Origin of the sequence: Achromobacter insolitus, from assembly GCF_002209555.1 — a bacterium.
Lineage (GTDB): Bacteria > Pseudomonadota > Gammaproteobacteria > Burkholderiales > Burkholderiaceae_B > Achromobacter > Achromobacter insolitus.
Genome location: NZ_NJIF01000003.1, coordinates 37,831 through 59,319, shown reverse-complemented (window position 1 = coordinate 59,319; position 21,489 = coordinate 37,831). Strand labels below are relative to the sequence as shown.

The following is a 21,489-nucleotide window of genomic DNA, read 5'->3' as shown; positions in this document are numbered from 1 at the left end:
CCATGAACCAACCGTTAGCCTCCGTCGCCCCGCCCGACCGCAACCGCCTCCTGAACACGCTGGACAACACGCACTCCTGGGACGTGATTGTCATCGGCGGCGGCGCAACCGGCCTGGGCACCGCCGTCGATGCCGCTTCGCGCGGCTATCGCACCCTGCTGATCGAAGGCGCGGACTTTGCCAAGGGCACTTCCAGCAAGGCCACCAAGCTGGTGCATGGCGGCGTGCGCTATCTGGCGCAAGGCAACGTCAGCCTGGTGCGCGAAGCGCTGCATGAACGCGGCCTGCTCAACCGCAATGCGCCGCACCTGGTGTGGCCGCTGGGTTTTGTGGTGCCCGCCTACAACCTGTTCGACCAGCCCTTCTATGGCATCGGCCTGAAGATGTACGACATGCTGGCCGGCAAGCTGAACCTGTCGCCCAGCCGGTGGCTGTCGCGCCGCGACACGCTGGCCAACGCGCCCACCCTGGCCGAGAACGTGCAGGGCAAGAACCTCAAGGGCGGCGTGCTGTATTACGACGGCCAGTTCGACGATGCGCGCCTGGCGGTCAGCCTGATGCGCACGCTATTCGACCTGGGCGGAACGGCGGTGAACTACATGCGCGCCACCGGCCTGACCATGACGGGCGGCAAGGTCGATGGCGTGACGGCCCAGGACGCGATAGGCGGCGCCAGCTTCACGCTGCGCGCGCGCTGCGTGGTCAATGCCACCGGCGTGTGGGTGGACGCGGTGCGGCGCATGGAAGACAAGAACGCGCAAACCATGGTCGCGCCCAGTCAAGGCGTGCACCTGACACTGCCGCAGGATTTCCTGCCGGGCAAGCGCGCCATCCTGATCCCCAAGACGGACGATGGCCGCGTATTGTTCGTGGTGCCCTGGAATGGCCATACCATCGTCGGCACCACCGATACGCCGCGCGGCGACCTCCCGCTGGATCCGGAAGCCGGCGCCCAGGACGTGGATTTCATCCTGAGCACCGCGGCGCGCTATCTCAGCCGCAAGCCCACGCGCAGCGACGTCACGAGTGTCTGGGCCGGGCTGCGACCGCTGGTCAAGGCGACAGGCGAGGCCTCCACCAAATCCTTGTCGCGCGAACACACCATCCTGGTGTCCAAGGCCGGTCTGGTGACCGTGACCGGAGGCAAGTGGACCACCTACCGCCGCATGGCGCAGGACGTGGTCGACACCGCTATCCAACATCAGTTACTGACGCAGGCCGCCTGCCGCACGGAATCGCTGCCGCTGCACGGCGCGGCAGGCCTGGCGCCCTCGCAGGAACACGCCGGCACCCCGGACAGCTACTACGGCAGCGACCTGGCCGCCTTGAAGGCGCTGCCTGGCGCCGACCGCATGCTGGTCCGAAGCAGCGGCCTGTCCGAAGCGCACGTGCGTTTCGCCGCGCGTTTCGAACTGGCGCGCAGCGCCGAGGACGTGCTGGCGCGCCGCAACCGCGCCCTCTTCCTGGACAGTGAGGCCGCCATGCTGGCCGCGCCCGAAGTCGCGCGCATCCTGGCGGAAGAACTGGGGCACGATGCAGCCTGGCAGCAACGCACCTTGCAGGAACTGGAAGTCGTCGCGGCCAACTATCGGCTGAAGTAGCCTGCCCTACGGGACCCTGAGCCGGCTTTTCTGGATCATGGCCTCGAAGGTGCGCAGGAGGTCCGGATCGCATTTGGAGCCGGCCTCCTGATTCAGGATGCGCATGATCTCCGCGTGTGTGCGCGCGGGGTGATAGGGCCGAGCGTCGCCCAGGGCGTCATACGAATCGGCCAGCGAAATAATGCGCGAGTGCAGCGGAATATCCGCGCCGCACAGGCCTGCGGGATAGCCCGAACCGTCGAAATGCTCATGATGGTGGCGCACTGCCAGCGCGATCAGTTCGCGCTGTGGAATGTCGCTGTGCATGATGATGTCGGCGCCAACGGCCGCGTGGGCCTTCATGATTTCCCAGTCGTCCTTGTCCAGGCGCTTGGGGGAATACAACACCCGGTCCGGCGTGCCGATCTTGCCGATGTCGTGCAGGCGGGCGGCGACGGCGACCGCCTCCTGCTCGGCTTGCGGCAAGCCGCAGGCCTGGGCCAGCGCCACGCTCAACGCAACAACTCTTTCGGAATGGCGGCCGGTGGCCGGGTCGCGCGCCCGCATGGCGGCGGATAAGGCCGCCACGCAGGAGCCGGCTGGATATTCGGGTACGTCTGGAGGCATCGGTATCGCGCGCAAGGCGGCCATGCCGCATCGCGCTGTAGCAAAAGGTCGCGATTCTGACACATTGCGCAGCAATCCTTGCCGATCAGATGCCGCGCTCCAAGGCAGCTCAGCGCCGGCCCCGCCCACGGCGAGGCGTGCAGCGGGGCCGGCAGCGGCGATCAGCCCTTCAATCTGTCCAGCAGCGCGTTCGCGACGCCCACGGACGAAGCCGGATTCTGTCCAGTGACGAGCAGGCCATCACTGACGACGTGCGGCTGCCAGTCCGGGCCGCTGGTGTACTGGCCGCCCAGCCGCTTCAGTTCGTCCTCGACCAGGAACGGCACCACGTCGCTGAGTTGCACCGCGGCCTCTTCCGCGTTGGAAAAACCCGTGACCTGCCTGCCCTGCACCAGCGGCTTGCCATCAGCCGTCATGGCATGGCGCAGCACGCCGGGCGCATGGCACACGGCGGCCACTGGCTTGCCTGCCGCCAGCATGGTTTCGATCAACGCGACCGATTTCGGATCCTCCGCAAGGTCCCACAACGGACCGTGGCCACCGGGGTAGAACACGGCGTCGTAATCGGCCGCCTGCACCTGCGCCAGCCGAAGGGTGGCGGCCAACTGCCGCTGAGCGTCCTTGTCCTGCCGAAACCGCCGCGTATCGTCGGTCTGGGCGTCGGGGTCGTCGCTCTTGGGATCCAGCGGCGGCTGGCCGCCCGCGGGCGAGGCCAGCGTGACCTGGGCGCCCGCGTCCACGAACGCGTAGTACGGGGCGGCAAATTCCTCGAGCCAGAAACCGGTCTTGCGACCGGTATTGCCCAGGGTGTCGTGGGAAGTCAGCACGATCAGGATATTCATGCGGCGCTCCTTTCGTCCGGGCCGACGCGCACGATGCGCTTGCCGGCGTTTTCGCCCCTGAGCAGCCCGATCAGGCCGCGCGGCGCGTTCTCCAGTCCATCGACCACGTCTTCGCGATACTTGATGCGGCCTTGCTGGATCAGGCCTTCCATCGCTTCGCGGAATTCGCCGTAGCGATGCGCATATTCGTTGAAGATGATGAAGCCCTGCATCTTGAGGCGCTTGGTGAGAATGGTGCGCATCAGCATGCCCAGGCGGTCCGGCCCCTGGGGCTGGCTGGTCGCGTTGTAGGCCGAGATCAGGCCGCAGACCGGTATGCGCGCGCGGGGATTCAACAAGGGCAGCACCGCGTCGAAGACCGCGCCGCCCACGTTCTCGAAGTACACATCGATGCCCTGCGGCACGGCGCGCGCCAGGCGGCCCGGAAGGTCGGGCGCCTTGTGGTCCAGGCAGTCGTCAAAGCCCAGCTCCTGCACGGCGTAGCGGCATTTGTCCGCGCCGCCGGCAATGCCCACGACTTTGCAGCCATGGATCTTGGCAATCTGGCCGACCACCGCCCCCACGGCGCCGCTGGCCGCGGCTACCACCACGGTCTCGCCCGCCTTGGGCTGCCCGATGTCCAAAAGACCCATGTACCCGGTAAAGCCGGGCATGCCCAGCACGCCCAGGGAATAGGACGGGTGCTGAGGATTGGGCCCCAGGCGCAGCAGACCCGAGCCATCGGACAGGGCGTAATCCTGCCAGCCGGATTGCGCCAGCACCCACTCGCCCGGGCGGTAGTCAGGGTGGTTCGAGGCCTCGACCCGGGTGACGGTGCCGCCGACCATGACCCCGCCCACCTGCACGGGTTCGGCATAGGACGGCGCGTCGCTCATGCGACCTCGCATGTAGGGATCGAGCGACAGATACACCGTGCGCAGCAGCACCTGGCCGGGGCCAGGTTGGGGCACGTCGCCGGTCTCCAGGCGGAAATCGCTGTCGGCCGGCTCGCCCTGCGGGCGCGCGGCAAGCACGATGCGGCGGTTGATGGAAGACGATTGCGGCATGACAGTCCAGCCTCCTGCAGGGAAGCCGCCAGGGCCTTGCGGGGCGACCCCGGTGGCGGGATGGGGTATCGGCCCATTACACCATTGATGCCGCCGGAATCAGCCCCTCTTTTAATTAATTAATAATTTAATTAACATACGCCGCATGCGATCCCAACCTTCCCTGCCCGCGCGCCGGCCCGGCCGCCCGCCACGCCCCGATAACGCCGCCGCCCGCGCCAATCTGCTGGATGTGGCCACAGGCCTGTTCGCCGCCCAGGGCGTCGCAGCCACCACGCTTACCCATATCGCGCAGCGTGCCGGCGTTACCTCGGCGATGGTGCACTACTACTTCAAGAGCCGCGACCAATTGATCGATGCTGTGGTGCTGGAACGGATCGTCCCCATCATTGGCTTCGTATGGTCGCCCGTTCCGCAGGCGCAGGACCTGGCGGCGGATCCACCCGCCGCCGTGCGCGCCTTCATCACGGAGGTTGTCGACCGCCTGGTGCAAAGCGCTGCCGAGCGGCCCTGGCTGCCGGCCTTGTGGCTGCACGAGGTCGTGAACGAAGGCGGGCAACTGCGCGAGCGCGTGCTGCGCCACCTGCCGGCCGACCGCCTGCAGGCCTTCTCCGCGTCCATAGCCGAAAGCCAGCGCATGGGCGCCATCACACCCGGCGTGGAGCCGCGCCTCGTGTTCCTTTCCATCCTGGGCCTGACCCTGTTGCCGCTTGCCACCTCCAGCCTGTGGCGGCGCGTGCTGCAAGACGATGCCCAGGCGCAAGCCATCGACACCCGCGCGATCGCGACCCACGCCATCGCCATGCTCACGGGCGGCCTGTTCTCCCCGCCCGTTACTCCAGGACGCTGACCATGCGCATTCCTCCCGTTTTGCGCCGCCCCTTTCCCGCCTCCGCGCTGATCCTGCTTGCCGCAACCGGCTGCGGCAAGGAAAGCAACACCTTCTTCCAGGGGTACGCCGAAGGCGAATACGTCTACGTGGCGTCCTCCGAATCCGGAAGGTTGGCGGAACTGCCGGTCAGGCGCGGCCAGCAAGTGCAGGCCGACGCGCCTCTGTTCGCGCTGGAGGCTACGCGCGAGACCGCGGCGCGCGACGAGGCCCGCGCGCAGTTGGCCGCCGCCGTGGCGCAACAAGAAGACATCGCCACCGGCAAGCGCCCGGCGGAAGTGGATGTCAGCCGCGCCCAACTGGCGCAGGCCGAGGCGGCCAGCCGCCGCTCCGCGGCACAGCTGCGGCGCGACACCGACCAGTTCCGCATAGGCGGCATCGCCCGCGCGCAATTGGACGACAGCCGCGAACAGGCGCAGTCGGATGCCGCGCGGGTGCGCGAGCTGCAAGCACAGCTGGAAGTGGCGCGCCTGCCCGGCCGTGACGACCAGCGCCGGGCCCAGGCTGCCCAGGTGGACGCGGCCAAGGCAGCCCTGGCCCAGGCGGAGTGGACCTTGGCGCAAAAGCGCCTGGCCGCGCCCGCCGCGGGGCTGGTGTTCGACACCCTGTACCGTTTGGGCGAATGGGTACCTGCCGGCAGTCCGGTGGTAAGCCTGCTGCCGCCGGGCAATATCAAGGTGCGGTTCTTCGTCCCCGAAGAAGCGCTGGGCGCGCTGAAGGTGGGACAGCAGGCGACGGTGCGCTGCGACAGTTGCGGCGATCCCATACCCGTGCGCATCGACTACATCTCCACCCAGGCCGAATACACGCCGCCCGTCATCTACAGCCGAGATAGCCGCAGCAAACTCGTCTACATGGTGCAAGCCCGTCCCGCGCCCGAGGCCGCCACGCGGCTGCATCCCGGGCAGCCCGTGGAGGCGACGCTGCAATGAACGCGCCAGCCGCCATGCAAGCATCCGCCGGTGACTACGTCATCGATGTGCACGGCTTGAACAAGCGCTTCGGCGACAAGCACGTCGTCAACGACGTGTCGCTGCAGGTGCGCGAAGGCGAGATCTTCGGCTTCCTGGGCCCCAACGGCAGCGGCAAGACCACATGTATCCGCCTGATGTGCGGCCTGCTGACGCCGGACTCCGGCAGCGGCACCTGCCTGGGCTACGACATCCTGCGCGACAGCGAACAGATCAAGCGGCACGTGGGCTACATGACGCAGAAGTTCTCCTATTGGGACGACCTGACCATACGGGAGAACCTGGATTTCGTGGCGCGCATGTATGGCATGCCCGACCGCAAGGACACCGTGGAACGCGCACTGGAAGACCTGGGCCTGCAAAGCCGCGCCAAACAGCTGACGGGATCGCTGTCCGGCGGCTGGAAGCAGCGCCTGGCGCTGGCGGCCTGCCTGCTGCACCAGCCACGGCTGCTGCTGCTGGACGAACCCACCGCGGGCGTGGATCCGACCGCGCGGCGCGACTTCTGGGAGCAACTGCACGAACTGGCGGCGCGCGGCATATCGGTGCTGGTCAGCACGCATTACATGGACGAGGCCGAACGCTGCCACAAGCTGGCGTACATCTCCTACGGACGGCTGCTGACGCAAGGCACCGCCGAGGACGTCATCGCCGAACAGGGGCTGACCACCTGGGCCATCCGCGGCCATAACCTGGTGCCGCTGGCCCAGCGCCTGCGCGACGCGCCGGGCGTGGACCAGACCGTGGCCTTCGGCTCTGCCCTGCACATCAGCGGCCGCGACGCGGCGCTACTGGAACACACGCTTCAGGATGCCATCGCCGGCCAGGACCTGACCCTGGAACGCATCGACACCAGCCTGGAGGACGTCTTCATCTACTTGATGAAGCGCTCCACCGACAACTTCGCGAGTCCGCCATGATGCGCCATCTGCAAGGCTTTTCCTGGTCGCGCTGGTGGAGCATGGTGCTCAAGGAGTTCCTGCAGCTGCGCCGCGACCGCATTACCTTCGGCATGATCGTCGGCCTGCCCATCATGCAGCTGGCCCTGTTCGGCTATGCCATCAACACCGACCCCAAGCAGCTGCCCACGGCGGTCATCGCCGCCGACCACAGCCCGTTCACGCGCAGCTTCGTCGCGGCGATGAAGTCATCCGACTACTTCCACATCGTCGAGGAACTGGATAACGAGGAAGCGGGCCGCGCCGCGCTGGCCCAGGGGCGCGTGCTGTTCGTGCTGACCATACCGCCGGATTTCACCCGCAAGCTGCTGCGCGGCGAGCGCCCGGCGCTGCTGATCGAAGCCGACGCCACCGACCCCATGGCGACAGGGCTGGCCATCGGGGCGGCCACGCAGCTGACGCAGGCCGTGGCGCAGAAGGACCTGACCGGTCCGCTGGCGGACCTGGCTGGCGGCCAGCCCCCCTTCGACGTGCTGGTGCACAGACTCTACAACGAAGAGCAGGTCTCGCAGTACAACACCGTGCCGGGCCTGATGGGCGTGATCCTGACCATGACGCTGGTGATGATGACCGGGCTGGCCATGACGCGCGAGCGCGAACGCGGCACGATGGAAAACCTGCTGGCGATGCCCGTGCGGCCGATCGAGGTCATGACAGGCAAGATCGTGCCCTACATCGCCATCGGCCTGATCCAGGCCAGCATCATTCTGCTGGCCGCGTACTTCGTATTTCACGTGCCATTCCAAGGCTCGCTGCTGACCGTCTACCTGTCGGCGCTGCTGTTCGTGGCGGCCAACCTGACGGTGGGCATCACCCTGTCGTCGCTGGCGCAGAATCAACTGCAGGCCATGCAGCTCACCATGTTCTATTTCCTGCCCAACATGCTGCTGTCGGGCTTCATGTTTCCGTTCCTGGGCATGCCGCTGTGGGCGCAATACCTGGGCAACCTGCTGCCGCTCACCCATTTCAATCGACTGATCCGCGGCATCCTGCTCAAGGGCAACGGCTGGTGGGACCTGTGGCCCAGCATCTGGCCGCTGCTGCTGTTTACCGTGGTTGTCATGACCGCCGCCGTGAAGTTCTACCGCCGTACCCTGGATTGAACCGCCATGCCACGCCCCCTGCCCCAGCCCTTTCCGCCCGCCGCCTCGCCCTGCCGCCTGGCCGCGCCGGTCCTGTGCGCGCTGCTCGCGGGCTGCGCCGTCGGGCCGGACTTCGAACGGCCCGCGCCGCCACAGGTCGACGCCTACACCGCGCCTCGTGCTTCCAAACCTTCCGCGCGTGCGCAGCGGCTGCAGGCCGGGGGGGACATTCCCGCGCAATGGTGGCGGCTGTTCGAGTCCGAAGCGCTGGACCAATTGCTGCGGCAAGCGCTACAGGCCAGTCCCACGCTGGAACAGGCGCGCGCCCGCTTACGCCAGGCCGCAGAAGACCTGAACGCCGAAACCGGCGGCCGCATGCTGCCCAAGGTCGACGGCAACCTGTCGGTGACCCGGCAAAAAGTTGACCCCTCGGCCTTCGGCGTGCCGGTGGTCGAACAGCCCGCGCCATTCACGCTCTATAACGCGTCCATCGATGTCTCCTACACGCTGGACGTGTTCGGCGGAAATCGCCGCGTGCTCGAAGGCTTGGGTGCGCAGGTGGATTACCAGGCGCACGAACTGCAGGCCGCGCGCATGTCGCTGGCCGCCAATGTGGTCACGGCCGCCATCCGCCAGGCCGACCTGAACGAACGGCTGGCCGACACGCGCGAGCTGCTGGCGGCCCAGGTCCGGCAGCAGGACATCATGCGCCAGCGCCAGCAGGCAGGCGGAATCTCCCAGGCCGACCTGCGCAACCAGGAACTGCTGGTCGCGCAAACGCGGGCCACGCTGCCGCCGCTGGAGTACCAACTGGCGCAGGCCACGCATCAGCTGGCGGCCTATCTGGGCTTGGCGCCCGCCGAACTCCGGTCCGCGCCGCTGCGGCTGGCCGACCTGACGCTGCCCGCCGACGTGCCCACCGGCGTGCCTTCGGCCCTGACCCGCCAGCGTCCCGACATACTGGCTGCCGAGGCTCTTTGGCACCAGGCCTCGGCCAACGTGGGCGTGGCTGTCGCCAATCAGTACCCGCAATTCACCCTTACCGCCAGTTTTGGCTCGCAACGGACACGAGCGGGGGATCTGTCCAACGGTTTGAACGTCTGGAGCCTGGGGCTGGGATTGGTGCAACCCCTGTTTCATGGCGGCGAGTTGCGCGCCCGCACGCGCTCGGCCGAGGCCGCCTACGACGCAGCTGCTGCCGGCTACCGGCAAACCGTGCTGGACGGTTTCCGGCAGGTCGCCGACGCCTTGCGTGCCGTGCAGACCGACGACGACGCCTACCAGGCCAGCGACGAAGCCTGGCGCCGCGCCGACGAGGCCGAGCGCATCGCCCGGGGCCGCTACGAGGCGGGCGGTATCAGCCACCTCAGCCTGCTGGACAGCCAGCGCCAGCTATTGCAGACGCGCATCGCGCGCACTGCCGCCAACGCCCAGCGCCACGCCGACACAGCCGCGCTGCTGCAAGCGCTGGGCGGCGGCTGGTGGAACGAAGCGCCCGGCGGCGCACCATAACGGTGCCCCAATCCGCTGCGCGTAACTATGTCCGAGAATTCGGGTAGGAAAATGGTGTTGTGCGAGGTTTAGGAAATCGCTGTATCCGTTGCATCATGCATGCGCTCATGCTGCACAGATCACAATGATTCATGAATGACTTACTAGACCTGATCGTCTTTTCTCCCGACTCCGGCCTACGCATGCACCGCGGCGACGCGCTGGCGGAAATGGGCTTCTCGCCCCGGCTGTGCGAGGACTCCAACAGCTTGTTCCGCCTGTTCCAGGCCCGCCGCACGCCGTTGCTGGTCATGGAAGCCGAGCTCTCCGATCTTTGCATGGCGGTCGCCGGCCTGCGCGCCATGGACACCACCGCCGGCATCGTTGCCGTGTCTACCTTCGACTCCCCTGAAAACCGTATATTGGGTTTGCATTGCGGCGCCGACGTCTGCCTGCAACCGGACGTGAGCGCCGCGGAGATCGCGGCCGCGCTGCAAGCGCTGGTGCGCCGCATTCCCGCGCCCGGGAGACGGTCCCCGGACGCCGATCCGCGCCCGGCGCCGGTCCCCGCAAACGAGGCGGCCGGCAAATGGCAGTTCCATGACGCGGCCTGGACGCTCGTCAGTCCGCAAGGCACGCGCTTGGCATTGACCCTGGCCGAACGCGAATTCCTGCTCAAGCTGACCGCCTCGGCTGACAAGCGCCTGCCGCGCGCAGACCCTCCCGGCATGGATACGCAGAGCGGCCGTGAATCCGTTCGCCGCACCGACGTGCTGGTCAGCCGCCTGCGGCGCAAGGCGCAGGACCTGAACGTGGAATTGCCCATTCGCACCGTATGGGGCTGGGGTTACGCCTTTACCGGAGAAATCTGAGGCCGTCGCGTGGCGCGCGCGGGCGCGCGGGGCCGCCGGCGGGCGTATCATGCGCCGTACGAGGCCGACTGCCGGCCCCATCCGCCCACGTTCCAACCCACGCGCCCCGACATGGAAGTCTTCGAACGCCTGCAAGCCCTGCTTGCCCTGAACCAGGCCCGCTATCGCCTGATTGAACACCCCGCAGCCGGCCGCTCCGTCGAGGTCGCGGCCATACGCGGCACGGAGGTCAGCCAGGGCGCCAAGGCGCTGGTCTGCCGCGTCAAGATTTCGTCCAACCAGCGCAAGAACGTGCTGGCGGTGTTTCCGGCCGACAAGCAGGCCGACCTGGACGCCATCGCCCGCGCCGCAGGCGGCAAGAAGGCCTCCCTGGCCTCGCAAGACCTGGCGCGCGAACTGACTGGATGCGAGATCGGCGCCATCCCGCCCTTCACCTTCAATCCTGAACTGCACTTGCTGGTGGATCCGAGCCTGCGCGAACGCCTTGGGGAAATCGTGTTCAACGCCGGCCGCCTGGACGCCTCCATCCTCCTGAACACGGAAGACTACTTCCGCCTGGCCGCGCCCGAAGAGGCGCCCCTGATCAAGGCCTGATTCCCAGGCCGCGCCCCGAGGCCACCGTGTTCCGCACCTCGATGAAACATGCCGCGCGCAGTTCCAACATGCGTTGGCTGATGAGCCTGGCGCACATGGAACCCTCGCCGGTCAGCCCTTGGGTGGCGCTGCGCGCCGCCCTGGCGATCGGCCTGCCCTCCGCGGTGGGCCTGGCGCTGGACCAGAGCGCGGCCGCGGCCCTCGTCGCGCTGGGTGCGCTTCCCGCCATCACTGGCGACAACGGCGGCCCCTACCGCAACCGCGCGCTGTCCATCGGCGCCACCGTGTTCGGCGGCGCGCTCGGGTACTTCCTGGGCACGATGATTTCCGGCCACGGCCTGTGGACATCGGCCGCCATGACCCTGCTGGTGCTGGCGGCCAGCCTGGTTGGCACCTTCAATAACATTGCCGCCGTCTCCACGCTGCAGTTCGCCGTCTACGTCATCGTGGGCGCCAGCCTGACCTCGACCCTGCCACCCTGGCTGCCGTCGGTCCTGGTGGGAGCCGGCGGCCTGTTCGGGCTGGCGCTCACCCTGACGGGCTGGGTGGTCAATCCGATCGCGCCGGAGCGCGCTGCCGTCGCCATGGCTTACCGCAAGCTGGCGGCCATGTTTGCCGCCATCGGCACCTCGCGCACCATGAGCGCGCGGCGCGACATGGAGGCGGCCATGACCACAGCCTACGACACCGTGCTGGCCGCCCGCCGTGGCGCTGCGGGCCCCTCGCCCCGGCTGGCCCGGCTGGCCGCGCAGTTGCAGGCCTGTACGCCACTGACCAATGCCGCATTGGCACTGGCCCGCGCCGGGCGAGTGCTGCCGCGCGATTGCGCGCGGGTCATGAATCGGCTGGCCGATCGCGTGGAAAACGACGAGACGCCCGATCCCCGCGGCGACATCACCGTCCTGCGCGAGGCAGGGATGGGTCCCTTGGCCGATGCGCTGGCCCAGGTGCAGCCTTTGCTGGACGGGGGTGCGCTATCGGAAGCCGACGCCTTCGCCGGCCTGCCGCCGGCGCGGCCGCGCACGCCCTGGCGCGTGCTGGCGCGCACCTACCGCCCCGGGCCCACCACGCTGCGCTATCTGGTGCGCCTGGGCCTGTGCCTGATTGCCGCCGAAGCGGTTGCGATGGCGGCCGCGCTGCCGCGCTCCTACTGGGTCCCGCTGATCGTGGTGGTGGTGTTCAAACCCAACTTCGGCTCGGTGTTCGCAAGGGCGCTGCAAAGCTGCGCCGGCAGCGTGGTCGGGGTGGCCATCAGCGCAACCGTGCTGGCGCTGGACCGCAATGGCATCGTCAGCCTGCTCACGGTAGCGGCGCTGGCATCCTTGCTGCCCTGGTCGGTGCGGCGCAACTACGGCTTGTTTTCGGCCATTCTGCTGCCCATCCTGATGCTGCTGATCGGCGCCTTGCAGCCCGGCAGCTGGCCCATCGCGCTGGCGCGGCTGATCGACGTGGGCGTGGCCGCGGCCATCGTGCTGCTGGTGGGCTACCTGCCCTGGATACGCATCGAACGCAGCAACCTGGACAACGCGGTTTCCGCCGCCATGGACACGCTGGCAGCCTATCTGAACACGGTCTTCCAGACCGACCCCACAAGCCGCCACGACCTGCGTGCAAGCGCCTATGCGCGCTTGTCCGATCTGCGCATTGCCTTGCAGCGCGGACTCTCCGAACCGCGCCTGGTCAGCCGGCGCGCGCTGGCCTGGTGGCCCGTCGAGGTCGCGCTGGAGCGCGTCGCCAACGCCATTTCCGACACGGCTTGGTCGCTGCCTGCCGATCAGGCGGCGCCCACCGCTGCGGAATTGGGGCAGTTGGCGGCGTGCCTGCATGAGATGAGCGCCGCGGTGGCGCAAGGCGCGGCCATGCCGTCCGAGTCCGTCGTTTCGCCCTCGCCCGCGCTGCGGGACGTGGCGGCGCAGATCGAAGCCTTGCGCTCCGCCCTGACTGGCCCGGATTTCGCCGGCGCGCCAGGAAAACCCACCCCCGACAAACCCGCCAACCAGGTCTGAACCATGTGTCTTGCCGTACTGGCCTTGCATGCCCTGCCGGGCATCCCCGTCCTGATCGCCGCCAATCGCGACGAATTCCACCAGCGGCCCACGCTGCCCGCCGCGCAATGGCCCGATGCGCCCGAGGTCTACGCCGGCCGCGACGGGCTGGCCGGCGGCAGCTGGATGGGCGTCACGACTAGCGGCCGCTATGCCTTGGTGACGAATTTCCGCGAACCCGGCAAGACCCGAGATAACGCGCCGTCCCGTGGCGCGCTGGTAGAGGACTATCTGCGCGGCGCGGCCTCTCCAGCCGACTACCTGGCGTGGGCGCATGACGCAGGCCAGGCCTACAACGGCTTTAACCTGATCGTGGGGGATACGCGCGAAGCCTGGTATCTGAGCAATCGGGACGGCGGTCCGCGCCGTCTGGCTTCGGGCGTCTATGCGCTGTCCAACCACTTGCTGGACACGCCCTGGCCCAAGCTGGCGCGCACCAAGGCCGCCTTTGAATCCGTACTGCGCAGCGCGCCCCAGCCAGACCTGCCTGCGCTGATGGCTGCGCTGGCGGACCGTCAACCCGCCGACGACGCCGATCTCCCCGCCACCGGACTGCCTCTGGATCGGGAAAGACTATTGAGCAGCCCCTTCATTGTCAGTCCGAACTATGGCACCCGCAGCTCCAGCGTGCTGACGCTGCGCGCAGATGGCGCTGGACAGCTGGATGAAAGGCGCTTCGCGCCGGACGGCACGGTCAGCGGCGAAAGCCTGCTGACATTCTCCTGGCGCGCGACGGACGACGGCGATACGCTAGGTCGGGCGCCGGAAACAATCGGTTGACATCCGGAGCCCGCGGGCGCGAACTCCGCGCCGGCATGCGGGTCGAACCGTTCATGCGCGCCGAACAGGCGCGCTGATCGTCCTATCCAGGAGAGTCTCATGAACAAGCGTATAGAACGCTGCACCATGGCCGCCGCGATGGCATTGGGCAGCATGGCCTTTGCCGGAATCCTGTCCACCGCCCAGGCAGGCCTGCCGCCGGTGCAACAGCAAGGTTCGGTACAGTATGTTAGTGGCGGTATCGGGCTGGACGAATCCGAGGCCATGAAGGCTGCCGCAAAAGACTACCCGCTGGCGCTGACCTTCGCCGCGCAGCGCGATGGCAAGGCCGACTATGTTGCCAACGTGGCCGTCACCATCAGCGATGCGCAGGGCAAAGCCGTCCTGCAGGCCACGGCCGAAGGCCCCTACATGCTGGTAAAACTGCCCGCCGGCAACTACAAGATCTCGGCCACCTACAACGGCCAGGCCCAGCAACGCGACGTCTCCGTGCAGAATTCAGGCACCGCGCGCGCCGTCTTCGAATGGAAGTAGCCGCCGTCAGGGCGCGCGGCTGACCACGGGCGCCATCGCATTGAGCATGACTGCCCGCCTCTACACTCCGGAGAAGAGGATCGCGATGATGAAGCCCACGCTGATCGCCCACACCAGCGAACGCAGCGCGCCCCAGCCCGCGAGGTACATGGCCAGATAGCCCAGCCGCACGCCCAGCCAGCAAGCCATCAAGGTGGCGACATGCGCGGGCGGCGCCTGGGTATACAGCGCGAACAGCACGGCCGCGAAAAAGAACGGCAGCGCTTCGAAAGTATTGGTCTGCGCCGCGTTCGCCCGCGCCCGCCAGCCTTCCTGGCGCGCAAGCCAGGCGCGGGGATCATTGTTGTCGAACTTTTTCCCGCCCGCCTTGGCGACTATCGCCGATACGAAGGGCAGCACGGCCGCCGCCAGCATCAACCACGCAATCATTTTCATCGTCCGGCTCCTTGGTGTCTGGGTGGCGCAAGAATACCGTTGTTCGCGCGTCGGCGTCAGAGCAGGCGCCAGCCGGCGTTTACACTCAGCGCTTTCGCCGCGCTTGTACACCCGTGCCGCTCTTCAGCCCCTGGTCCGCCCTGTTTCTTGCCGCCGCCATGCTATGGCCGCCCGCCACGCGGCGTTGGGCGCTCGCGCCCCTGGGGGCCGCGTACGCATGGGCGTGGATGGATGGCACCATAGATTCCGTCGCGCTCACGGGGCCGGCGCTGCTGGTGCTGGCCGCCGTGCTGGTCCGGCCAGCATCGGGCGCGGCCGCGCGCGCCGCCGGCCACGGCCTCTTCCTCGCGCTTGCCGCGATGCTGTTCCTGCACCTGTTGCCAGGTTTTCACAACCCGCAGGTCATCGCGCCGGCACCGCTGAGTCCGGATGCCGTGCCGTTCGGCATGTACCTGAATCTGGACAAACCGCTGGTGGCGTTCTGGGTGGTGCTGGCGCTGGCGCCGCCGATGTCGGGGCACAGTCCACGCGCCACACTGAAGGCCGCGCTCCTGGCCTGCCTGGCGGCGATGGCCGTGTGCCTGGGCTGCGCGCTCGTCCTGGGCGTGGTGGGCTGGACGCCCAAATGGCCGCAATCGGGCTGGATCTGGCTGCTGAACAATGCCCTGCTGGTGACGCTGGCCGAGGAAGCCTTGTTCCGCGGCTATCTGCAGCAACAGCTGACGGCCTTATGGCGCTCGCATGCCTGGGGCGCGTGGGCGGCGCTGGCGGTCGCGGCCGTACTGTTCGGCCTCGCGCACTACGCAGGCGGCTGGCAATGGATGCTGCTGGCCGGCCTGGCTGGCGCGGCCTACGGCCTGGCCTACCGATATGGCGGCCTGGCCGCTGCGGTACTCGCGCACCTGGGCCTGAACGCGGCGCATTTCGGCCTGTTTACCTATCCGATGCGCGCCGCGTTCTGAAGGCCTTTCCGCCGCCTGCCATGCCGTCCCGCAGGACAGCCCGCTAAAAAGCCAGGGCTGGATAGTCGGTATAGCCGCCCGGGCCGGGCGCATAGAACGTGGCCGGATTGGGCCGGTTCAGCGGCGCCTTCAGTTCGAAGCGACGCGCCAGGTCCGGATTGGCGATGTACTGCACGCCGAAGGCCACGGCATCGGCGCGGCCCGCCGCGATGGCCGCTTCGGCCGAGTCGCGCGCGAAGCCTTCGTTGGCGATGTACGTGCCGCCAAATTCGGCCTTCAGCATCGGCCCCAGGCTGTTGGCGGCTTCGTATTCGCGCACACACAGGAAGGCGATGCCGCGCTTGCCCAATTCACGCGCCACATAACCGAACGTGGCGGCCGGGTCCGAATCGCCCATGCTGTGGATTTCCCCGCGCGGCGACAGGTGCACGCCCACGCGGCCCGCGCCCCACACCGACACGCAGGCATCCACCACTTCCAGCAACAGCCGCGCACGGTTTTCCAGCGAACCGCCATAGGCATCGGTGCGGCGGTTGGTGCTGTCCTGCAGGAACTGGTCCAGCAGATAGCCATTGGCCGCATGCACTTCCACGCCGTCGAAACCGGCTTCCATGGCCATCTTCGCGCCATGGCGGTAGGCCTCGACCACGCCCGCAAGCTCCGCCGTTTCCAGCGCGCGCGGCGTGACATAGGGACGTTCCGGACGCACGTGGCTGACATGGCCCTTCGCGGCGATGGCGCTGGGCGCCACCGGCAGGTCGCCGTTCAGGAACATCGGATCGGAAATGCGGCCCACGTGCCAGAGCTGCGCCACGATCAGGCCGCCGGCCTGGTGCACCGAGGACGTAACCTTGCGCCAGCCCTGGACCTGCTCGGTGGTCCACAGGCCCGGGGTGTCGGCATAGCCCACGCCTTGCGGCGTGACCGCCGTGGCTTCAGTCAGGATCATGCCGGCGCCCGCGCGCTGCGTGTAGTACTCGACCATCAGGTCGTTGGGCACGCGGCCCGGGCTGGCGTGCATGCGCGTCAAAGGCGCCATGACGATACGGTTGCGCAGCGTCAGATCGCCTGCGCGCAGGGGTTCGAAAAGTTGGCTCATGCAAAAGTCCTCGGCCCCCGTGCAGGGGCGCTTGGCGTAGCGGGGCTACATATCCTGATTCAACTGCCGCAGGAATGCGGCAATGACGGCTTCGTTGCGACGGTAGAAAATCCATTGCCCCACTTTCGTCGCCGAGATCAGGCCGGCACGCTGCAAAACGGCCAGGTGCGACGACACGGTGGACTGGGACAGCCCGCAGCGGCCATCGATGTGGCCCGCGCAGACGCCATGCTCGAAGGTATGGCCCGGGCTTTCCTCGAAGTACGCATGCGGTGTCTTCAGCCACGCGAGAATGTCGCGCCGCACCGGATTGGCCAACGCCTTGAGTATGGCGTCGGCGTCGATGGCCGGTACGGCGGCGGCGGGATCAGGACTGGAAGTGGAGACCGTCATATCGAAGTATCGCAATTTATCGAATCTTATATCGGAACTATTCGATATATAGTCATACCCCTGCCGCCCCCGGGGCTATCCCGGGGCGCGACCCGATGTCCCACTACCGCTACCCCCGCGGTTCAAGCCGGGCACTGCTCCAGCACCGACCACGAGGCGCGCGCCTCGATGGCTTCGCCCGCCGCCAGGCATAGATCCTCCCGGAATCGCCCCGCCACCAGCTGGACGCCCATGGGCACGCCGTCCGCCAGGCCGACCGGGACCGACAGGCCGGGCAAACCCAAAATCGCGGTCGACACCAGCGGACTCTGCGCCCGAAGTATGCCGCCCATGGCGGCGTCCCCTTGCTGGTCCTGGTCGATCAGGAACGGACGTTCGAACGATACCGGCATGAGCAGGACGGGATAGCGGTCGAAGAATGCGCCCCACTCCCTCAGCACCGTCGTGCGCATGGCCATCGCCTGAACGAAGCCGTCCCTGTCCAGGACCGAGCGGTGCGTCAGCATGCTGCGATGTGCGCGCTGTATTGCCGCGTCGCCGGCGCGCTCGATTTCGCGGCCCATGGAGCTGGATGCCTCGTTCATCAGCACATTGAGCCAGAGCTCGGCGGCCTCCTCGAACCTGGGCGGTGCTGCGGTCTCGACGGTGTAGCCGGCGTCTTCCAGGCTCTTGGCGGCGCGCAACAAGGCATCCAGCACGGCGGGATCGGGTTTCATACTGGAGGTGCCGCAAAACAGCGCCACCCGCTTGCTGTCGCCCGGCTGGCGCAGGTCCAGCGGCGCCGGCACCCACCACGGATCGCGGGAATCGCCTGTGGACATCGCCGCCAGTCCCAGCCTCAGGTCGGCAATGGTCCGGGCCAAGGGCCCTTGCGTCGCCGCCAGTTGAGAGGCGACCGGACGTTCCGACTTCTGGCTGGCGTTGTACGCCGGCACGCGGCCTTGCGACGGCCTCAGCCCCGCCACGCCGCAAGCGTAGGCCGGATATCGGATCGATCCTCCCTGATCGCTGCCATGCGCCAAGGCGCCCATGCCCAAAGCAGCGGCCACGGCTGCGCCCCCGCTGGAACCGCCCGGTGTACGGCCGGTGTCGAAAGGGTTCAGGGTGCGGCCATGCAGGTCGTTGTCCGTGAACCAGCGCCAGGAGAATGCCGGGACGTTCGTGCGGCCGATCACGACCGCGCCCGCCTTGATCCAATTGTCGACGGCCGGGTTGTTCTCCCGGGCGATGACATCCCGGTACGCCACGACGCCGTTGGTCGTGGCCGACCCGGCGAAATCGACGTTGGCCTTGATCGTCACCGGCACGCCGTGCAGCATTCCCAGAGGCGCACCCGCGCGAATGGCGGCATCGGCGGCATCAGCAGCCTGCAGTGCCTGGTCGGCGCAAACCTCGGTAAGCGGATTGAATACGGGATTGAGGGCCTCCACTCGCCGCAGACAACTCTGCACAGCTTCCCGGCTGGAGACTTCGCGGTTGCGGATGGCGCGTGCCAGATCGACGGCGCTCCTGCGCCAGAGTTCTTGCGTCATGTTGGCTCCGTGTAAATGTGAACGCGAGGGATGCAAACGCCCGTCAATCGGCCGTAGCGCCCGAACGCTGCACCATTTCGCCCCAACGCGGAATCTCGGTGGCGATCAGGCTGGCGAACTGTTCGGGAGTGGAAGGCGTGGCGTCGACAGAGAGCGTCTCGTTGAGCTTGAGTACCGCGGGATCTTGCAGGGCCTTGGCAATGGCTGCGTTGAGCTTGTCGATGATGGGCTTGGGCGTGCCGGCGGGCGCGACGATTCCGCCCCAGGAAACCACCTCGAACCCCTTCACGCCGGATTCATCGATGGTGGGCACGTTGGGCAGGACCGGCACACGCGCAAGACTGGTCGCGCCCAGCACCTTGACCTGGCCTGACCGTATGAAGGGCAGCACCCCGGCCACGTTGTCGATCATGACGTCGAGCTGCCCGCCCGCGATGTCGCCCACCGCCTGCTGGCCGCTTTTGTAGGGAACGTGCAGCATGGTGGTGCCCGTCTCGCTTTTGAGCATTTCGCCAGCCAGATGAGCGCTGGAACCCACGCCCAACGATCCCACGCTGACCTTGCCCGGGTGCTGCCTGGCATAGCTGACAAGCTCGCGCACGTTGCTGGCCGGGAAGTCATTGCGGGCGATGAGCACCAGCGCATTGCTGATGGCAAGACTGATCGGCGCGAGGCTGCGCTGCGGGTCGTAAGACAACTTCTTGTACATGCTCTTGTTGATCGCCAGCGTCACCAGATTGCCAAAGCCGATCGTGTAGCCGTCGGGCGCTGCCGAGGCCAGCATCTGGGTGCCGACGATGCCCCCCGCGCCGCCGCGGTTGTCGACGATGACGGGCTGGCCCAGCTCGCGCCCGAGGGCATCGGCAATCGGACGCAGGACCACGTCGGGACCCGAGCCCGCCACGTACGGCACGATGAGCTTGACGGGCCGCTCGGGCCAGTCCGCGCGGGCCGCGCCGGCGCCTGCCGCGCCCAACAATGCAATACACAGTGAAACGGCCTGGCGGACACGACGGGGAAAGATCTGCATGGCTGGCTCCTGAAGTCCGGGACTGCACCGGGTCTAGTCGTCGGGAAGCTTAGAGATCGCCCGCGCTGCACGTAAGGCTATTTCTTTGTTAAGGTGACAATCATTGGTTGTCACCATCGAGGGGCGCATGAAGGACCACCATCTTCGGGCCTGGCTAAAGGTTGCCGAACTCCGCAGCATCCGGGCCGCGGCGCGCAGCCTGCATCTGAGCCAGGCGGCAGTGACCAAGGCCATCAAGGAACTGGAAACCGAACTCGAAGCGCCCTTGCTCACCCGCAGTCCCAAGGGCATCGCCGTGACCGAATGCGGTGAACACCTGACGGTTCGGGCCCAGCTCGCCCAGGCTCAGCTGGCGCTGGCCCGCCAGGACATCCGACAGTTGCTCAGCGGCGCGGAAGCGCGGGTGGCGGTGGGCGTGACGCCCATGGTGATGCTGAATGTGCTGCCCGACGTGCTGAACGATTTCAGGCAGAGCATGCCCGCCGCCCGGCTCAAGGTGTCGGAAGGCTTGCTGGCCGCCGTCTTGCCGGCGCTGCGCAACGGCACACTGGATTTCGCGCTGGCCTCGGGCGTGATGGGCGGCGATGACGGGCAGGAATTCGATTTCGAGGCCTTGCGGCCGCTGGAATTCATGATTGCCTGCCGCCGCGGTCACCCGCTGGCGCAAGCGACGCGCTGGGAAGACATCGTGGGCTGCGAATGGCTGCTCAACGTGTCGGGCGGCAGCCACACGGACGCTTTTCTGCAAGGCCTGCGCGCCACCGGCCGGAAAGCGCCTGAACGCGTCATCGATTGCGATACCTTCGCCGTCATGTGGAACCTGATGGTCCGCAGCGACGCGCTGATCATCTGCCCGTCCGGCATGCTCGAGGTCCATCCTTACGGCGGCGAGGCCAGCCAGATCCTGGCGGACGTGCCCATGCCGGTTGCCAGCATAGGCATCATGACGCTGCGGGGAACGCCGCTGTCACTGGCGGCGGCAACCATGGCCGATCTTTTCCGCCGCCGCATACACCGCCAGGCCCTGCCGGGCGCCGCCGCTAGCCGCCAGTCTGGCGGCGCGGCTTGAGGCTGTCGGCCCAATCGCGCGCCAGGTCGCGCCGGGCGCGGCGGTTGACCAGTGCGGTGATCGCCATGGCGATGACCGCCCCGGCGGCGGCCAGCGCCATATCCTTCTGCGCGTCCCAGATGTCGCCCTGCGTGCCCAGATAGGCCGCGCCCAGTTCGCTGCCCACGGTCGCGGCGGCGCCCCACTCCAGCAACTCGTACAGCGCCGACGTCGACAGCGTGACGTCCATGGGCAGGAAATACGCCCAGAAGCCGCGCACCTCGACCACGCGCAGGAAGATTTCGCGGATGGGATAGGCCAGCAGCAATCCGTAGGAAAAATGCACCACGCGATCGAAGTTGTTGCGTTCCCAGCCGACCATGCTGTTCAAGCCGTGGCCCGTCAGCGCCCGCCACCAATCATCGTAGGGCACCAGCGAGTACGTGTAGTGGGCGCCGACGGCATGCAGGCACAGATAGAGGAAGATCAGCGTGTACGAGGTCCGTGAAAACACGAACCAGCGGCGCGTGACGAGAAGCGCCGCGCCAAAGGCCAGCACCAGCGCGTTCTCCAGCGCCCAGTCCGCGCGGTCGTGCGGCGCGATGGCCAGCGCCGTCCAGATAATGGCAAACAGGACGCCCAGGGTGTAGAGGTAGCGCCGGCGCGCATCTGCCATGG

22 protein-coding genes are annotated in these 21,489 nt (G+C 67.5%); 13 read left to right on the top strand and 9 right to left on the bottom strand.

What is annotated here, in order from left to right:
• The first annotated feature begins 2 nt into the window (after positions 1-2).
• Positions 3-1,601 (top strand): glycerol-3-phosphate dehydrogenase/oxidase, encoded by a 1,599-nt coding sequence (locus CEY08_RS10570; RefSeq protein WP_063640142.1) that lies wholly within the window; start codon positions 3-5, stop codon positions 1,599-1,601.
• Between the two features lie 6 nt (positions 1,602-1,607).
• Here CEY08_RS10570 and CEY08_RS10565 read toward each other — a convergent pair whose 3' ends face one another.
• From CEY08_RS10565 to CEY08_RS10555, 3 genes are all read right to left on the bottom strand, one after another.
• Positions 1,608-2,207, bottom strand: a complete 600-nt coding sequence (locus CEY08_RS10565) for an HD-GYP domain-containing protein (protein WP_063640141.1) — start codon at positions 2,205-2,207, stop codon at positions 1,608-1,610.
• Between the two features lie 161 nt (positions 2,208-2,368).
• Positions 2,369-3,049 carry a type 1 glutamine amidotransferase domain-containing protein gene (locus CEY08_RS10560; protein ID WP_042793781.1) on the bottom strand — a complete coding sequence of 227 codons (681 nt, stop codon included), beginning with the start codon at positions 3,047-3,049 and terminating at the stop codon, positions 2,369-2,371.
• On the bottom strand, positions 3,046-4,095 hold the full coding sequence (locus CEY08_RS10555) for an NADP-dependent oxidoreductase (protein ID WP_063961495.1): 1,050 nt from the start codon (positions 4,093-4,095) through the stop codon (positions 3,046-3,048). Before CEY08_RS10555 ends, CEY08_RS10560 begins: the two co-directional genes overlap by 4 nt.
• 145 nt (positions 4,096-4,240) lie before the next feature.
• On the opposite strand from CEY08_RS10555, the gene CEY08_RS10550 reads away from it, so the two are divergent.
• The 10 genes from CEY08_RS10550 (at position 4,241) to CEY08_RS10505 (ending at position 14,312) form a co-directional block, all read left to right on the top strand.
• A complete protein-coding gene (locus CEY08_RS10550; RefSeq protein WP_076813781.1) occupies positions 4,241-4,945 on the top strand; it encodes a TetR/AcrR family transcriptional regulator in 705 nt (234 codons plus the stop codon).
• Between the two features lie 2 nt (positions 4,946-4,947).
• Positions 4,948-5,916, top strand: coding sequence for an HlyD family secretion protein (locus CEY08_RS10545; RefSeq protein WP_088607664.1), 969 nt, complete (start codon positions 4,948-4,950; stop codon positions 5,914-5,916).
• Positions 5,913-6,875: an ABC transporter ATP-binding protein gene (locus CEY08_RS10540; RefSeq protein ID WP_076813784.1), complete on the top strand. Its 963-nt coding sequence runs from the start codon at positions 5,913-5,915 to the stop codon at positions 6,873-6,875. Before CEY08_RS10545 ends, CEY08_RS10540 begins: the two co-directional genes overlap by 4 nt.
• The gene (locus CEY08_RS10535) at positions 6,872-8,017 is read left to right on the top strand and encodes an ABC transporter permease (RefSeq protein WP_076813787.1); all 1,146 of its coding nucleotides are present in this window, start codon (positions 6,872-6,874) and stop codon (positions 8,015-8,017) included. The genes CEY08_RS10540 and CEY08_RS10535 overlap by 4 nt, the downstream gene beginning before the upstream one ends.
• A gap of 6 nt (positions 8,018-8,023) precedes the next feature.
• On the top strand, positions 8,024-9,508 hold the full coding sequence (locus CEY08_RS10530; RefSeq protein ID WP_076813789.1) for an efflux transporter outer membrane subunit: 1,485 nt from the start codon (positions 8,024-8,026) through the stop codon (positions 9,506-9,508).
• A gap of 131 nt (positions 9,509-9,639) precedes the next feature.
• Positions 9,640-10,359: a response regulator transcription factor gene (locus CEY08_RS10525; RefSeq protein ID WP_076813791.1), complete on the top strand. Its 720-nt coding sequence runs from the start codon at positions 9,640-9,642 to the stop codon at positions 10,357-10,359.
• Between the two features lie 111 nt (positions 10,360-10,470).
• Positions 10,471-10,953 (top strand): YbaK/prolyl-tRNA synthetase associated domain-containing protein, encoded by a 483-nt coding sequence (locus tag CEY08_RS10520; protein ID WP_076817725.1) that lies wholly within the window; start codon positions 10,471-10,473, stop codon positions 10,951-10,953.
• 26 nt (positions 10,954-10,979) lie between these two features.
• Positions 10,980-12,959, top strand: coding sequence for an FUSC family protein (locus tag CEY08_RS10515; protein WP_076813793.1), 1,980 nt, complete (start codon positions 10,980-10,982; stop codon positions 12,957-12,959).
• A gap of 3 nt (positions 12,960-12,962) precedes the next feature.
• The gene (locus tag CEY08_RS10510; RefSeq protein WP_088607663.1) at positions 12,963-13,778 is read left to right on the top strand and encodes an NRDE family protein; all 816 of its coding nucleotides are present in this window, start codon (positions 12,963-12,965) and stop codon (positions 13,776-13,778) included.
• 99 nt (positions 13,779-13,877) lie between these two features.
• Positions 13,878-14,312: a carboxypeptidase-like regulatory domain-containing protein gene (locus CEY08_RS10505; RefSeq protein ID WP_063640099.1), complete on the top strand. Its 435-nt coding sequence runs from the start codon at positions 13,878-13,880 to the stop codon at positions 14,310-14,312.
• A 60-nt stretch (positions 14,313-14,372) separates the two neighbouring features.
• Here CEY08_RS10505 and CEY08_RS10500 read toward each other — a convergent pair whose 3' ends face one another.
• Positions 14,373-14,747, bottom strand: a complete 375-nt coding sequence (locus tag CEY08_RS10500; RefSeq protein WP_042793789.1) for an MAPEG family protein — start codon at positions 14,745-14,747, stop codon at positions 14,373-14,375.
• 158 nt (positions 14,748-14,905) lie between these two features.
• On the opposite strand from CEY08_RS10500, the gene CEY08_RS10495 reads away from it, so the two are divergent.
• On the top strand, positions 14,906-15,709 hold the full coding sequence (locus tag CEY08_RS10495; protein ID WP_088607711.1) for a CPBP family intramembrane glutamic endopeptidase: 804 nt from the start codon (positions 14,906-14,908) through the stop codon (positions 15,707-15,709).
• A gap of 43 nt (positions 15,710-15,752) precedes the next feature.
• Here CEY08_RS10495 and CEY08_RS10490 read toward each other — a convergent pair whose 3' ends face one another.
• The 4 genes from CEY08_RS10490 to CEY08_RS10475 form a co-directional block, all read right to left on the bottom strand.
• Positions 15,753-16,808 (bottom strand): alkene reductase, encoded by a 1,056-nt coding sequence (locus tag CEY08_RS10490; RefSeq protein ID WP_088607662.1) that lies wholly within the window; start codon positions 16,806-16,808, stop codon positions 15,753-15,755.
• A 45-nt stretch (positions 16,809-16,853) separates the two neighbouring features.
• On the bottom strand, positions 16,854-17,201 hold the full coding sequence (locus tag CEY08_RS10485) for an ArsR/SmtB family transcription factor (protein WP_063961485.1): 348 nt from the start codon (positions 17,199-17,201) through the stop codon (positions 16,854-16,856).
• 122 nt (positions 17,202-17,323) lie between these two features.
• Positions 17,324-18,733, bottom strand: coding sequence for an amidase family protein (locus CEY08_RS10480; protein WP_076813795.1), 1,410 nt, complete (start codon positions 18,731-18,733; stop codon positions 17,324-17,326).
• Positions 18,734-18,776: 43 nt separating this feature from the next.
• A complete protein-coding gene (locus CEY08_RS10475; RefSeq protein WP_076813797.1) occupies positions 18,777-19,763 on the bottom strand; it encodes a Bug family tripartite tricarboxylate transporter substrate binding protein in 987 nt (328 codons plus the stop codon).
• 127 nt (positions 19,764-19,890) lie between these two features.
• On the opposite strand from CEY08_RS10475, the gene CEY08_RS10470 reads away from it, so the two are divergent.
• Positions 19,891-20,832: a LysR substrate-binding domain-containing protein gene (locus CEY08_RS10470; RefSeq protein WP_076817726.1), complete on the top strand. Its 942-nt coding sequence runs from the start codon at positions 19,891-19,893 to the stop codon at positions 20,830-20,832.
• Here CEY08_RS10470 and CEY08_RS10465 read toward each other — a convergent pair.
• Positions 20,804-21,487, bottom strand: coding sequence for a DUF2238 domain-containing protein (locus CEY08_RS10465; protein WP_076813799.1), 684 nt, complete (start codon positions 21,485-21,487; stop codon positions 20,804-20,806). The genes CEY08_RS10470 and CEY08_RS10465 overlap by 29 nt on opposite strands.
• Between the last annotated feature and the right edge of the window lie 2 nt (positions 21,488-21,489).